The organism is Deinococcus marmoris DSM 12784 (assembly GCF_000701405.1).
Lineage (GTDB): Bacteria > Deinococcota > Deinococci > Deinococcales > Deinococcaceae > Deinococcus > Deinococcus marmoris.
In genome coordinates this window covers 48550-62088 of the sequence record NZ_JNIV01000013.1, presented here as the reverse complement: position 1 = coordinate 62088, position 13539 = coordinate 48550, and the positions used below count along the sequence as shown (strand labels likewise).

Genomic DNA, 13539 nt, shown 5'->3' with positions numbered 1-13539 from the left:
TCGGGCAGTTCCACCACACCGGTCACGTCCGTCGTGCGGAAGTAGAACTGGGGGCGGTAGCCGCCGAAGAACGCGCTGTGGCGTCCACCCTCGTCCTTGGACAGCACGTAGGTGCTGGCTTCAAACTTGGTGTGGGGCTTGATGCTGCCGGGCTTGCTCAGCACCTGACCGCGCTCCACGTCGTCGCGAGCGACGCCGCGCAGCAACACGCCGACGTTGTCGCCGGCCATACCGGAATCCAGCAGCTTGCGGTGCATTTCCACGCCGGTCACGGTGGTCTTCTTGGTGTCGCGCAGGCCGACGATCTCGACTTCGTCCTGGATCTTGACGATGCCGCGCTCGATGCGTCCGGTGGCGACGGTGCCGCGTCCGGTGATGGTGAAGACGTCTTCGACCGGCATCAGGAACGCCTTGTCGGTGTCACGCTCGGGGGTGGGGATGTAGGAATCGACGGCGTCCAGGAGTTCCCAGATGTTGTCGACCCACTTGTCCTCACCACGGGGGGTCTTGGGGTTCTTCTGGAGAACTTCCAGAGCCTGGAGGGCGCTGCCCTTGACCACGGGCAGATCATCGCCAGGGAACTCGTACTTGCTCAGGAGTTCACGGACTTCCATTTCCACGAGTTCCAACAGCTCTTCGTCGTCGACCATGTCGACCTTGTTCATGAAGACAACCATGTAGGGGATGCCGACCTGGCGGCCCAGCAGGATGTGTTCGCGGGTCTGGGGCATGGGGCCGTCAGCGGAGCTGACGACCAGGATGGCGCCGTCCATCTGGGCCGCGCCGGTGATCATGTTCTTGATGTAGTCGGCGTGACCGGGGCAGTCGACGTGGCTGTAGTGGCGGGTGGCGGTCTGGTACTCGACGTGGGAGGTGTTGATGGTGATGCCACGGGCCTTTTCTTCGGGGGCCTTGTCGATCTGGCTGTAGTCCATCGTTTCGATGGTGGGGTCCATGGCGGCAGCCGTGAAGGTGATGGCGGCGGTCAGGGTGGTCTTGCCGTGATCGACGTGACCGATGGTGCCGATGTTCACGTGCGGCTTGTTGCGCGAAAAAGTTCCTTTTGCCATGTTCTCTGCTCCCTCCAAGTGGTGGATTTACACGCAAAACCGCCCCTTTGATCGGGCGTCCCCCGCGCATACCGCAGGGTTCTGATGGTGTGACCCACATTGGGTTGATTCTCGCCAGGGCAGTGTCCCGCCGTGCTGGCACGTTGCGCTGGAATCCAGACGCACCGAAGAAGAAGGATACAGGAAACTGGTGATCATGGCAAGTCTGATGAAAGACTAGAAATCTCACCTGACGGCCACTTCAGGCCCTGCTGGGAGATGTCTGCAGAAAAGTATTCCTGCAAGGCGAGAAGCTGAGGCTAGTTCGGCTGTTTCTATTCAGCCGGACCCCAGATCAGTGTCGAGCGTAAGCCACAACGTTTTTATCGAACGCACCGATCAGCATAAAGATGCCCAATACGGTGCTAATGGGAAAGATCAGCAGCGTGAACACACCGATCACGATGGCCGAAACGCGGCCCCAGCTCCGGCCTTCCAGCAGGGCGCGGCGCGTGAAATATAGCCACAGGATCAGAATCGCCGTGATGGCAAAGGACAGCCACAACACCCACTGGAGCTGATCGGGCGCAAGCTGTATGGGCGGCAGTCCTGAAGCGGAAGATTGCTGATTGAGGCGAGCCAGCATGTCGGTCAGCGTCGGGCCGGAAAAGGGCAGGGTCAGCAGTGAGATGGCGTTGTAAAAGACGCCGATCAGCAGAGGCAGCGTCAGGAACAGCAGGCGCTGAGGACGCGGGCCGAGTTGTTTTTGTTCGGGAGAGGTGGGGGCAGTCATCACTTCCCAGAGTACCGTGCCCGCGTCCCCAGGCCCACATCGCCAATAGGGGCAAAAGAAAAAGCCCGCCAATCACGGCGGGCCTTTCCCTCTCAAGTCTGGTTTACTTCTTCATCAGCCCCTGGGCGATGTTGGCCGGCACCTGGGTGTAGTGATCGAAGAACATGCTGTAGCTGGCACGGCCCTGGGTCATCGAGCGCATTTCGGTGGCGTAGCCGAACATCTCGCTCAGCGGCACGAAAGCCTTGACGAGCTGGGCGTTGCCGCGCGCTTCCATGCCCTGAATCTGGCCACGGCGGCTGTTCAGGTCACCGATGATGTCGCCCATGAAGTCGTCCGGCACGGTGACTTCCACGCGCATCACGGGTTCCAGGATGGCGGGAGCGCCCTTCTGGACGGCTTCCTTGAGGGCCATGCTGCCTGCGATCTTAAAGGCCATTTCCGAGGAATCCACGTCGTGGTAGGACCCGTCGTAAATGGTGACCTTCATGTCCACCACCGGGAAGCCGAGCATGGGGCCGCTCTGCATGGCTTCCTCGATGCCCTTCTGGGCCGGGTTGATGTACTCGCGGGGAATGGTCCCGCCCACGACGGCGTTCTCGAACACGAAGCCGGAGCCGGGTTCCAGAGGCTCGGCGCGGATCTTGACGTGCCCGAACTGCCCGCGTCCACCGGACTGACGAACGAACTTGCCTTCCACGTCGGTGGCCCTGGTGATGGTCTCGCGGTAAGCCACCTGTGGCGCGCCCACGTTGGCTTCCACCTTGTACTCGCGCTTCAGACGGTCCACCAGGATTTCCAGGTGCAACTCGCCCATGCCCGCGATGGTGGTCTGACCGCTTTCCTGATCGGATTCCACACGGAAGGTGGGATCTTCTTCGGCCAGCTTCTGGAGACCGACGCCCATCTTTTCCTGATCAGCCTTGGTCTTGGGTTCGATGGCCAGCTTGATCACGGGCTCCGGGATGTCGATGCTTTCCAGCAGCACGGCGTCGTCGCCGTCCCCGATCAGGGTGTTGCCCGTACCGGAATCGCGCAGACCGATCACCGCGCCCAATTCCCCGGCCTTCAATTCGGTAACTTCTTCACGGCTGTTGGCGTGCATCTTGAGCAGACGGCCCACGCGCTCGCGCTTGTCCTTTGAGGCGTTCATGATGTAGCTGCCGGACTGCATGGTGCCCGAGTAGATGCGCACGAAGGTCAGGCGGCCCACGTAGGGATCGGCCATGATCTTGAACGCCAGCGCGGCCAGCTTGCCCTCGGGATCCGGGGGGAAGGTGACGGTTTCCTCGCTGTCTTCCACCTTACCGACGATAGCCGGAACTTCCAGAGGGTTGGGCAGGTAGTCGATCACGGCGTCGAGGAGAAGCTGAACGCCCTTGTTCTTCAAGGCACTGCCGCACAGCACCGGGAAGATCTTCTGCGCGATGGTGCCCTTGCGCAGCGCGCTGATCAGCTCTTCCACGGTGGGGTCCTCGCCCTCCAAGAACTTCATCATCACGTCTTCGTCGACTTCGGCAGCAGCCTCAATGAGCATGGCGCGCATTTCCGCAACCTTGGCCACGAACTTCTCGGGAATATCGCCGATCTCCCCCGGAATAATGTCGGTGCCCAGATCGTTGGAAAAGGTGTGGGTCTGCATCCGCACGATGTCGATGATGCCCTTGAAGTCGGCTTCCTCGCCCATCGGGTACTGGATGGGCGCAGGAATCGCACCGAGACGCTCACGGATGTCGTTCAGCACCAGCTCGAAGCTCGCGCCGGTCTTGTCCATCTTGTTGGAGAACGCGATACGCGGCACGCCGTAACGGTCCGCCTGACGCCACACGGTCTCACTCTGCGGCTCGACGCCCTGGCTGGAGTCGAACACGGCCACCGCGCCGTCCAGCACGCGCATGGAACGCTCGACTTCAATCGTGAAGTCCACGTGACCGGGGGTATCGATGATGTTGACGACGTATTCCTGGTCGGTGCCGGAACGGGTCCACTTGGCGGTGGTGGCGGCGGCGGTAATGGTGATGCCGCGCTCGCGCTCCTGCTCCATCCAGTCCATGGTGGCCGCGCCGTCATGCACTTCGCCGATGTTGCGGTTGCGTCCGGTGAAGAACAGGATGCGCTCGGTGGTGGTGGTCTTGCCCGCGTCAATGTGAGCGGCAATACCGATGTTGCGGAAATTGGTCAGGTAATTGCTGGCTTTGGTGGTCATCTAGACTCCCTGATAGAGAGGGGAAGCGTGTCTCGCCCCCCGGATTATTGTTTGAAACGCGCCCGGTATTCTGCGCCTTTCACCTCAACTGGACGGCAGGAAAACCCACCGTCCAGTTCAATGCTTCTGGGCGGAAAAAGTGCTTACCAGCGGTAGTGCGCGTAGGCGCGGTTGGCTTCCGCCATACGCTCAATGTCGTCTTTCTTCTTGATCGAGCCACCACGGCCCTGTGCGGCGTCCATGATCTCGCCGGCCAGACGCTCGATGGCGGTGCGCTCGGGACGGCTGTCCACGGCAGACATCATCCAGCGCAGGGTCAGGCTCTGCTGACGGCGCACGCTGACTTCGACGGGGACCTGATAGGTGCTGCCCCCGACGCGGCGGCTGCGGACTTCCACGCGCGGCCTGATGTTGTCCATGGCCTGCTTGAAAATCTTGAGGGACTCCTGGCCGGTACGCTCCTGGACGACTTTCATGGCTCCGTAAAAAATACGGCTGGCAAGGTTCTTCTTGCCGTCTTCCATAATGCGGTTGATGGTGGCGCTGACCAGCACGTCCTGATACACCAGATCGGGCTGGAGGGGACGTACTTCTGCTCTACGGCGACGGGCCATGTTGAACTCCTTAGATACTTATTAGATGCGCTGTACTCGGGCGCTTTTCGCTTGATTCATTGGCCTCACCTCTGGCGAACGCTACTGTTCTGGCCGAGGAGGGAGAGCGCAACCGACTGTCCTGATGCCGTGGCCCAGGACTTTACTTCTTGGCAGCGCCCGCCTTGACGGCCTTGGGCTTCTTGGTGCCGTACTTGGACCGGCTCTTGTTGCGGTCCTTGACGCCCTGGGTGTCCAGGCTGCCGCGCACGATGTGGTAACGCACGCCAGGCAAGTCCTTGACGCGTCCGCCGCGAATCAGCACCACGCTGTGTTCCTGAAGGTTGTGGCCTTCGCCGGGGATGTAGGCGGTGACTTCAAAGCCGCTGGACAGGCGCACACGGGCGATCTTACGCAGCGCCGAGTTGGGCTTCTTGGGCGTGGTGGTCTTGACGACCGTGCAGACGCCGCGCCGGAAGGGGCTGCCCTTCAGGGCCGGAACCTTGCTCTTCTTCTGGAGCGTGGCACGCCCCTTGCGGATCAGTTGCTGGGTGGTAGGCAGGGTGAATCACTCCTCGTGTTCGGTATTCAGAGACGGCTCTCCCAGATCCTGGGCGTTCTCGGAAGGTAAGGCCAGCCCACGCGTACGGGGCCGGGCGACGGGTTGACTGGTCTTGCTTTGAGGTAATCACGCGCTCCAGACCAGACTCCCAGGCTGTCAGCATCAGCCTGTGCATCACTTGCCCGAGCGGCATGCCGAAAAACTCCTCTACGGTGCAACCCTGGACCGGGGTAGTTTTCAACCTTGGCATGATACGCCTGGAGTGGGTAAGGGCGCAAGTGGAGCAGGACAGGACTCTCAAATCAACAGTTCCATAGCTTTTTCCTGGCCGCTGCCTGACGCCTTCCCGGCTTGCGGCGAGGTGGCGAGGGGATTCCAGATTGCGCCAACCCTCCTCTTCCGTGCCTGCTCACGGCGTGCTACACTCCCGCTTGCCCATCGTATAAAGGCGGCGCGGAGAGGTGCCAGAGCGGTTGAATGGGTCAGTCTCGAAAACTGAAGTACGGGCAACTGTACCGTGGGTTCGAATCCCACCCTCTTCGCCACAAGCACAGCAGCCAGAGCGCCCCAGTCTAAAAAGCTGGGGCGTCTGCTTATGCAGGTGACGCAGGCGGATTTCTGTCCAGCACGCCGAGCAATGCTCCCAGATCCGGCAGCACGTATTCCGCATCCACAGCCAGATTCGCGCCGGGCGTGACCAGCAGGGCGGCGCGAATCCCGGCAGCGTGGGCCGCACGAATATCCAGTTCCCGGTCACCGACGGCGAGACAGGCAGCGGATTCCAATCCATGACGGGCCAGCGCGGCGAGAAACATTGCCGGATCGGGCTTACGCGCATAGCCCCCACCGACGCTGATCAGATCGTCCACCAGCGGCCACAGACCAGCCGCCTGCAAGCGGGCGATGGCCCCTTCGCGGTCCCGGTGCGTAACCACCAGATTCAGCGCACTCCGCGCCCGAACTTCTGTCATGACCTCACGCGCATACGGCATGGGTGGGGCAAATTGACCGCTCCGCCGGGCCTCGGCCTGCCCATACGCCTGCCACAGCGCGTCTTCCTGCAACCCCAGCCGGGCCGCCAGCGTCTGAATGGCGTGGCCCAGCGTGACACGGGTCAGCGGAACGATTGCGGCCAGTTCGGTGGGACGCCCCAGTGCCGCCAGAGCGTCCTGTAATGCGCCGTCAATGGCGGGGTAGGTGTCCAGCAGGGTGCCGTCCAGATCCCAGAGGAGGCTGGGCGTGGAGCCTGAATTCGGAGGAGTCAAAACAGCGGCAGTCTAACGCCCACTTTCAACGTTCTCCCACACCCGTTTCGGTCAGGAAAGGCGGCAGCACGACTTTCTCAGACTGCGGCCATGAGTCGCTGTAAATCCCGGCAAACTCGCTGATCACGGACGGGGCAGTAGTGGCGAGGTCATACTCGGCCAGGCCCAGCGGTCCCTGCGTCCACGAAGAATAATGCATGTTCATGCTGCCCACCACCAACATCGCGTTGTCCACCAGCATGGCCTTGGCGTGCAGCGGCGTGGGAAACCAGCGGGCCTGGAAGCGGGAGGTGGGGATGCCGCGCCTGCTCATCTCACGGCCCAGGTGGGCCAGCGCAATGCGGTTCTCGATTCCGCCCAGACCGCCCTCATCGGTCATCAGACGCACCTTGACGCCGCGTTCCAGGGCGTCCAGAAGGGCCGTCATGTAGGGCAGACGGTCCCGCTCGGTACACAGCGCCGGGTTCAGCAGCGCGACGATGCAGCTCACGTCCATACTGAAGTTAACCTGAAGCAGGTCCACCTGGCTTTTTGCGGCCCCCAGCACGGCCACCACGGCCTGATCGGCCTCGGTGAAGCCCTCGCGGCGGTAGAGGCTGAACACGCGCTGTGCCCCGGCTGGCTGCGCGTCGCGGACCTCGGGCGGGCCGCCCCGGACGCCGCGCGCGCCCAAACGGCAGCCCTTCTGCGGATCGGCGGGGTCTGGGGCAGCGGCGCACTCCACCACCTTGCTGCGGGTCCACAGGTCCTCGAAGACCGTGACGCCCTCCTGCGCCACCGGGCCGCGCGTGACCAGCGCCAGATCAAACAGGTTGTCGCCCTTGCCCGATGGATGGTTGCGCGGGAAATGCCCGAAGCCGTAATTAAACCCCGCGCCCATCAGCAACTCGCCGTCAATGACCAGCAGCTTGACGTGGCTGTGCGGAAAGGTGCCCACGTAGTTGCCCAGCCGCACCCGCCACTTCGCGGCTGGATCATCCAGCGGCACGCCCGCCTCGGTCAGGTCACGCAATGCCCCCCAGACCTCGGCCCCCCACTCGAAGGTGGAGACCACCGGAAAGTTGCCCAGCGTCAGGCGCACGTCTATGCCGTCCGGGTAGGCGGCGGGATCGGCCCTGACCCGCGCGTACAGGCCGGCCAGCGCCCCTGCCAGCGTCTGACCAGGGTTCAGTTCGCCTTCCTCCCACTGCATGGTGGTGAACAGCACCTCGCGTCTGGCACTCAGGACCAGCGCGGCCACGTCGTCGAAGCCGCTGGCCGCCGCCGGGTCACGGGCTTCCAGGGCCGTCTCGGGTTGAATGGCCGTCGGGTCTGCCGCCTGCATTCCCAGCGGGCTGGGACCGGGCATGCGGATCAGCGGGTAGACCTCGTTCTGACACGACAGGTCCGGGCGGTTGTCCTGGGTGGTCACCTGCCAGACCGCGCGTTCCAGCGTTGCTGTCGGCTCGGCGCAGGCAGACATGGCGCTGCGGTTGGCCGGCTGCGTCACGCGCAGGGGGGCCGGATTGACCGGGCGCGAGGTCACGAACTCGCCCAGCGTGCGGGTCAGGCCCAGAGCGGCGGCCAGCGCCACCAGCGACACGGTGGCGACGACGTTGACCTGCACGCGGCTGGCGGCCTGAAGCGGCTGGCCTGTCCGCTCGCCCATTTCCAGAATGCGCGTCATAGCGCGGCGCACGCCCAGGCCCCAGCCCAGGTGAATCACCGCGATCAGCAGGACGACGATCACGACAAAACCCCAGCCGCTGCGGATCACGCTCGACACGCCCAGCAGCGGGAACAGCAGTCCGCAGACCACGCCGCCCAGCGCGGCCCCCAGCCCTCCGGCCAGCGCAGGCCGCCAGACCTGTCCCACGCGCACCGTCAGCAGGCCCAGCAGGCCGCCCGACAGCAGGCCGTACAGCGCGGCCACCAGGCCCAGCAGCACGCTGAGGTGCAGGTTGCCGCCCAGCGCGCCCTGCTGGTACACCGCCGTGCCCACCAGGATCAGCAGCGCCGGGACCATCAGCACGCCCCCGGCCACCGCCAGCGCCACGCCCACGCGGTACGGCCTGGCGCGGAAGGGCACACCCAGTCTGGTCAGTGGCAGCGCCCCCGCACTCAGCGCCCCGATCAGCGCAAAGCCCGCCGTGACGGCCAGCGACGCCGCCAGAACCGCGACGTAGGCCCGCAAAAACACCTGCGCGTCAGGCAACGCCTCCACCGCAGGACCGATCAGCAGGCGGGCCAGCAAAAGCGTGAGGGTAACCCCGAAAACGGCGGAAAAAATCAGAACTCTCATGGCGGGCCTCCTTTCACGGTCTCCTGGCCCGGCGGCGTACCACACCAGACTCACGGTCAGGATGATGCCTGCCAGCGTCGCCAGCAGGGTCAGAAACAGCGTCCAGACGGGCCGCCGCCGCCCATCCAGTGTCGCCAGCCGAACCAGCGCCGCCGTGGCCGCGATCCCGCCCAGCGCCGCGAAGATGATTTGCAGCAGTCGGCGGGGCAGGCTGCTCATGACCCCCTACCCACCCGCCCCCGACACACCCATATCGGCCCTCAGATTCGCCAGATGAAACCGCAAGGCCCCGGTGTGGTACGCGGCGTGCGCGACGGCCCCAAAGGCGATTCTCAGGCCATCTGGCGAGAGGGGCAGGTACAGCGCCTCATAGAAAGTCTGACCGGCGCGGGCCAGAGCGACGAGTTCCAGCCGCCACGCCTGCGGACTGGCGAAACGCACGGTCCACGCGCCCTCCTCTTCGGGCAGCAGGGCGTAGGGATCAGACAGTTGGGCGGCGGCCAGTTCCAGCGATTGCCGCAGATGCACGGTGATCTGCGCGGGCGTGGGCCGTCCTGGGGCGGCGGGGGCGCTGGCCTGCGCGAAAGTCAGGGCATGGGCGGTTCGCAGCAGTCCTGCCTCGCCCACGCTGAACAGACCCACGGCCAGCGGGCCACCGTCCGGGCCATACAGCACCTCGCGCAACATCTCGCGCAGCACTTCAGGAGTGGACATGGCGGGGGTGGACATGCGGGTCAGTGTAGGGCGGGACAGGGGCGGAAGCACAGGAACGCTGTAAGCCGTTCGGCCCATGCCGGGTAGCAGGGGACAGGGTTACGCTCGGCGCAATGTCTGCTGACCTGTCCTCTGACCTCAAGATGCACCCTGACGAGATCCACACCGATGCTGAGCTGGTGCAGAAGCTGCTGGCCGCGCAGTTTCCACAGTGGGCCGGATCAACTGTGCGCCGCGTGAAGTCCTTTGGCACAGACAACGCGCTGTACCGCCTGGGTGACGAATTGATGGTGCGGCTGCCCCACATCGGCTGGGCCGTCGGGCAGGTGGAAAAAGAGCTGGAATGGCTGCCCCGACTCGCGCCGCACCTGCCTCTGCGCGTGCCCCAGCCGCTGGCACTGGGTCAACCGGGCGAGGGCTATCCGTACACCTGGGGCATTTACCGCTGGCTGCCGGGCAGGATGCTGTCTTTATCGGAGATGGCGGCGCGGCCTGAGCTGGCCCGGCAACTGGCCGACTTCGTGCTGGCGCTGCGTGCTTGCGATCAGACCGACGCACCGTGCGGGGAGAATCCGGCCACCGAACTTCACGAGCTGGACCCGTATGTCCGGGCAGGCATTGAAGCTTCAGCGGAACTGTTGGACGCTGCAACGCGGGCACAGATCACCGCCGTCTGGGACGCCGCCATGCAGCTTCCGGGCTGGACGGCTCCCCCCATCTGGGTTCACGGCGACCTGCACAGCAGCAACCTGCTATGGGACGGCGAACGCCTGACTGCCGTGCTGGATTTCGCGTCATTGGAACTGAGCGATCCAGCAGTTGATCTGATGCCAGCCTGGAATGCCCTGAGTGCAGAGGGCCGCCGCATCTACCGCAACGAATTGCAACCCGACGACGCCACCTGGGCACGCGGACGGGCCAGAGCGCTGGCAAAAGCCCTGTTCGCGCTGCCGTACTACCAGCACACCAACCCGGAAATCATGGAGCGGAGCTGGTACACGATTGGGGAAATACTGGCGGAACATCAGTAAGCCACCATGCCGATGCGCCCGCCCTGGCCTCTCCCCTATGCTGCATCCACGATGATCAAGATCTGAAAACCCGCGCCGGTTCTGTCGCCCCCAAATCCATAGCCATCTGAGGGCATTGCACACCATTGCAAATGCGCCTGGACGCTATTCTGAGGCCAATGACAGAACCCTGGAGCCACCCGCCGCGCGAACCTTGTTCGGGCCTGGCGACGCTGAGCTATCCGGTGCTGGGCTGTTTCCAAAATCCAGCGCCCACCTCTCCAACCTTAAAAAAGGATGTGACTTCACATAGATAAAGTTCTTGGAAATGTTTCTGGCCTGCGCCCCGCACAACTGAAATCACTGGGCAACCTGTACCGCCGCCGCGTGGAGCCGGGCCGCGTGGGTTCCCCCGAACTGGCCCGCACGCTGGCCGAACTGGCGCACGAGATTCGCCGCGAGGTCAGCGTCCTGATTGACCGCCGTGGACGCATCTTGAGCGTGTCCGTGGCCGACGCCAAAGCCGCAGAACTTCCCTCCATCCGTGCGGGCGAGAACCGGCTGGCGGGCTACCACCTGCTGCATGCTCACCCCAAGGGCGGGCCGCTGAGCAAGGGGGACCTCTCCGCGCTGTTCCTGAGCCGACTGGACGCGGTTTCGGCTATTGACGCGAAAAACGAGGGACAGCCTGGCCCCGTGTATACCGCGCACCTGACCCCCCCCGGCACCATCGGGGAGGAAGAAGACTGGCGCATTCTGCCCCCGGTGCCGATTTTCCAGATTGACGATTTTGATCTGGGCGCGCAGGTCTCGGCACTGGAGGAAGAAATTGCCCGCGCCGCCCGCACCCGCGAATCCAAGAAGGACCATGAACGAGCGCTGCTAGTGCAGGTGGATCAGGGCGAATTTGACGCCGAGGAACGGCTGGACGAACTGGTAGAACTGGCCCGCACCGCCGGGGCCGAGGTGGTCTACAAGGAACTGATCTTCCGCCGCAACCTGAAAGCCGGAACGCTGGTGGGCGCGGGCAAGCTGGAAGAGCTGACCAGCAAGGCCTACCACCTGGACGCTGATCTGCTGATCTTCGGGCAGGAGCTGGGCGCGGCGCAGGCCCGCGAGATCGAGGCCGCGACGGGCCTGAAGGTCATCGACCGCACGCAACTGATTCTGGACATCTTCGCGCTGCACGCGCAGGGTGTGGAATCGCGCCTTCAGGTGGAGCTGGCGCAGTTGCGCTACATGAAGCCCCGGCTGCTGGGCGCGGGCGCGAAACTCTCGCGCATCGGCGGGGGCGGGGGCAGTGCGGGGGCGGGCGCAATCGGCACGCGTGGTCCCGGTGAAACCAAGCTGGAGCTGGACCGCCGCCGCATCAATGACCGCCTCAGCTTTCTGGAAAAGCAACTGGAGGGCGGCTCGCTGCGCCGCGAGGAACGCCGCAAGAGCCGGGAGCGCAACGACATTCCGGTGGTGTCCATCGTGGGCTACACCAACGCGGGCAAATCCACGCTGCTGAACTCGTTCACCCACGCCACCGACGCCCCCCGGCGCGTGCTGGCCGCCAACAAGTTGTTCGCCACGCTGCGGCCCACCAGCCGTCAGGGCTTTATTGAGGGCATTGGTCCGGTCATTTTTACCGACACCGTGGGCTTTATCCGCGACCTCCCCAAGGACCTGACCCGCGCCTTCCGGGCCACACTGGAAGAAATCGGGGACGCCGACGTGCTGCTGCATGTGGTGGATGCCGCCAGCCCCGGCGCGGACACCCGCCTGAGTTCTGTCAACCGCATTCTGGAAGACCTGGGCTTCCTGGAGATGCCCACGGTGGTGGCGCTGAACAAGGCCGACGCTGCCGAGCCGGACCTGCTGGCGCGTGCGATAGACCGCATGGACGGTGTCCCGGTCAGTGCGCTGAAAAATACCGGCATTCCTGAACTCAAGGAGACGCTAGCCGACGCGATTGGGCAGGTGCAACGCCAGGAAATGGCCCAGCGCGAAGAAGCGAAAGAAGTGGCGGCCCAGTACCGCTGAAGCATTCGTAGAAAAGGGAGGCGTGGGCGTTTGCTCCCGCCTCTTTTTTGATACAGACAAGACTTTGGACTGACGCCGCCTCTCACCGGCCTGTGCCAGGATTTGCCCCGATGTTCCGCTCCCGCCTCGCCTGGTTTTATCTCCTGCTCGTCGTGCTGGTCTGGGGACTGGGTGAGTTCGTTGGCGAAAGGACGTTGCCCACCCTTCTGCTGGCCTATGCGCCCGCCGTGCTGTGGCTGCTGCCCGCGCCATTCGTATTGCTGTGGACCGCGCTGAGAAAACGCGGTTTCGCGGTGGCGCTGGCGGGAACGTTGCTGGCGGCCTGGGGCGCGGGTTTCCTGCACTGGACGCCGCAACAGAGTGGAGAACTGCGGGTGCTGGACTACAACGTCAACAGCGGGTACAGGTCCACGCCAGCGCGACTGGCCGCCATTCTGAAAAATGCCGATGCCGACGTGATTCTGTTGCAGGAATCCAACTTCCAGCCTCCTGGCTACAGGGAGGCGCTGGCTGACGCCCTGCCCGGCTACACGGCGCGCTCTGCACTGGAGGTCATGACCCTGACGCGGCTACCGATCCTGACATCGGAGACAGTGGACCTACCCGGAAACCAGCGTGAAGTACTGATCACGCGCTTACAGTGGCGCGGCGAACCCCTGACCGTTGTGAATGCACATCTGGGGACGGTGCAGGTGATGGACGCGCTGGCCGGGGATTTCGCCTACCTGCAAAGAACACGCAACAACCGCTCAGCGCAGACGCAGGTGCTGAAGCGAATTGCGGTCCAGAGTTCTGGCCGCGTGCTGCTGGGCGGCGATCTGAATACGCCACCGCGAGGATTGATCTACCGGAGTTTGCAGGAAGACTTTGGCCCGGACGCTTTTGCCCAGGCTGGACGCGGCCCCGGCTGGACCTTCCCTGCCCTGCGCGTGCGGATTGACCACCAGATGGCGCGTGGGGTGACGCCGACACGCGCCGCCGTTCTCCCGGCAGAGGAAAGCGATCATCTGCCGCTGCTGGTGGAGTACCGCTGAGGGT

Annotated in this window: 11 protein-coding genes and 1 tRNA gene; 4 read left to right on the top strand and 8 right to left on the bottom strand. The window is 64.1% G+C overall.

Annotation, left to right across the window (positions count from 1 at the left end):
* From tuf to rpsL, 5 genes are all read right to left on the bottom strand, one after another.
* Positions 1 to 1070: elongation factor Tu (gene tuf, locus Q319_RS0104845; RefSeq protein ID WP_029480896.1), on the bottom strand; the 1070-nt coding region annotated here is incomplete at its 3' end.
* A gap of 334 nt (positions 1071 to 1404) precedes the next feature.
* Positions 1405 to 1842, bottom strand: a complete 438-nt coding sequence (locus Q319_RS0104840) for a hypothetical protein (protein WP_029480895.1) — start codon at positions 1840 to 1842, stop codon at positions 1405 to 1407.
* Between the two features lie 103 nt (positions 1843 to 1945).
* Positions 1946 to 4048: an elongation factor G gene (fusA, locus tag Q319_RS0104835; protein ID WP_029480894.1), complete on the bottom strand. Its 2103-nt coding sequence runs from the start codon at positions 4046 to 4048 to the stop codon at positions 1946 to 1948.
* 143 nt (positions 4049 to 4191) lie between these two features.
* Positions 4192 to 4662: a 30S ribosomal protein S7 gene (rpsG, locus tag Q319_RS0104830; RefSeq protein WP_029480893.1), complete on the bottom strand. Its 471-nt coding sequence runs from the start codon at positions 4660 to 4662 to the stop codon at positions 4192 to 4194.
* Positions 4663 to 4804: 142 nt separating this feature from the next.
* A complete protein-coding gene (rpsL, locus tag Q319_RS0104825; RefSeq protein WP_029480892.1) occupies positions 4805 to 5203 on the bottom strand; it encodes a 30S ribosomal protein S12 in 399 nt (132 codons plus the stop codon).
* A 455-nt stretch (positions 5204 to 5658) separates the two neighbouring features.
* On the opposite strand from rpsL, the gene Q319_RS0104820 reads away from it, so the two are divergent.
* Positions 5659 to 5748, top strand: a tRNA-Ser gene (locus Q319_RS0104820).
* Positions 5749 to 5796: 48 nt separating this feature from the next.
* Here Q319_RS0104820 and Q319_RS0104815 read toward each other — a convergent pair.
* The 3 genes from Q319_RS0104815 to Q319_RS0104805 are packed head-to-tail and all read right to left on the bottom strand — an operon-like array spanning position 5797 to position 9478.
* Positions 5797 to 6468, bottom strand: coding sequence for an HAD family hydrolase (locus Q319_RS0104815; RefSeq protein WP_051655108.1), 672 nt, complete (start codon positions 6466 to 6468; stop codon positions 5797 to 5799).
* Between the two features lie 25 nt (positions 6469 to 6493).
* Positions 6494 to 8968: a phospholipase D-like domain-containing protein gene (locus tag Q319_RS0104810; protein WP_051655107.1), complete on the bottom strand. Its 2475-nt coding sequence runs from the start codon at positions 8966 to 8968 to the stop codon at positions 6494 to 6496.
* Between the two features lie 6 nt (positions 8969 to 8974).
* Positions 8975 to 9478 (bottom strand): hypothetical protein, encoded by a 504-nt coding sequence (locus Q319_RS0104805; RefSeq protein WP_029480888.1) that lies wholly within the window; start codon positions 9476 to 9478, stop codon positions 8975 to 8977.
* Between the two features lie 98 nt (positions 9479 to 9576).
* On the opposite strand from Q319_RS0104805, the gene Q319_RS0104800 reads away from it, so the two are divergent.
* The 3 genes from Q319_RS0104800 to Q319_RS0104785 all read left to right on the top strand — a co-directional run bounded on the left by Q319_RS0104800 (position 9577) and on the right by Q319_RS0104785 (position 13535).
* The gene (locus tag Q319_RS0104800; RefSeq protein WP_029480887.1) at positions 9577 to 10494 is read left to right on the top strand and encodes an aminoglycoside phosphotransferase family protein; all 918 of its coding nucleotides are present in this window, start codon (positions 9577 to 9579) and stop codon (positions 10492 to 10494) included.
* A gap of 288 nt (positions 10495 to 10782) precedes the next feature.
* Positions 10783 to 12501 carry a GTPase HflX gene (gene hflX / locus Q319_RS0104790; RefSeq protein ID WP_029480885.1) on the top strand — a complete coding sequence of 573 codons (1719 nt, stop codon included), beginning with the start codon at positions 10783 to 10785 and terminating at the stop codon, positions 12499 to 12501.
* A gap of 110 nt (positions 12502 to 12611) precedes the next feature.
* A complete protein-coding gene (locus Q319_RS0104785) occupies positions 12612 to 13535 on the top strand; it encodes an endonuclease/exonuclease/phosphatase family protein (RefSeq protein ID WP_029480883.1) in 924 nt (307 codons plus the stop codon).
* Positions 13536 to 13539: the final 4 nt, after the last annotated feature.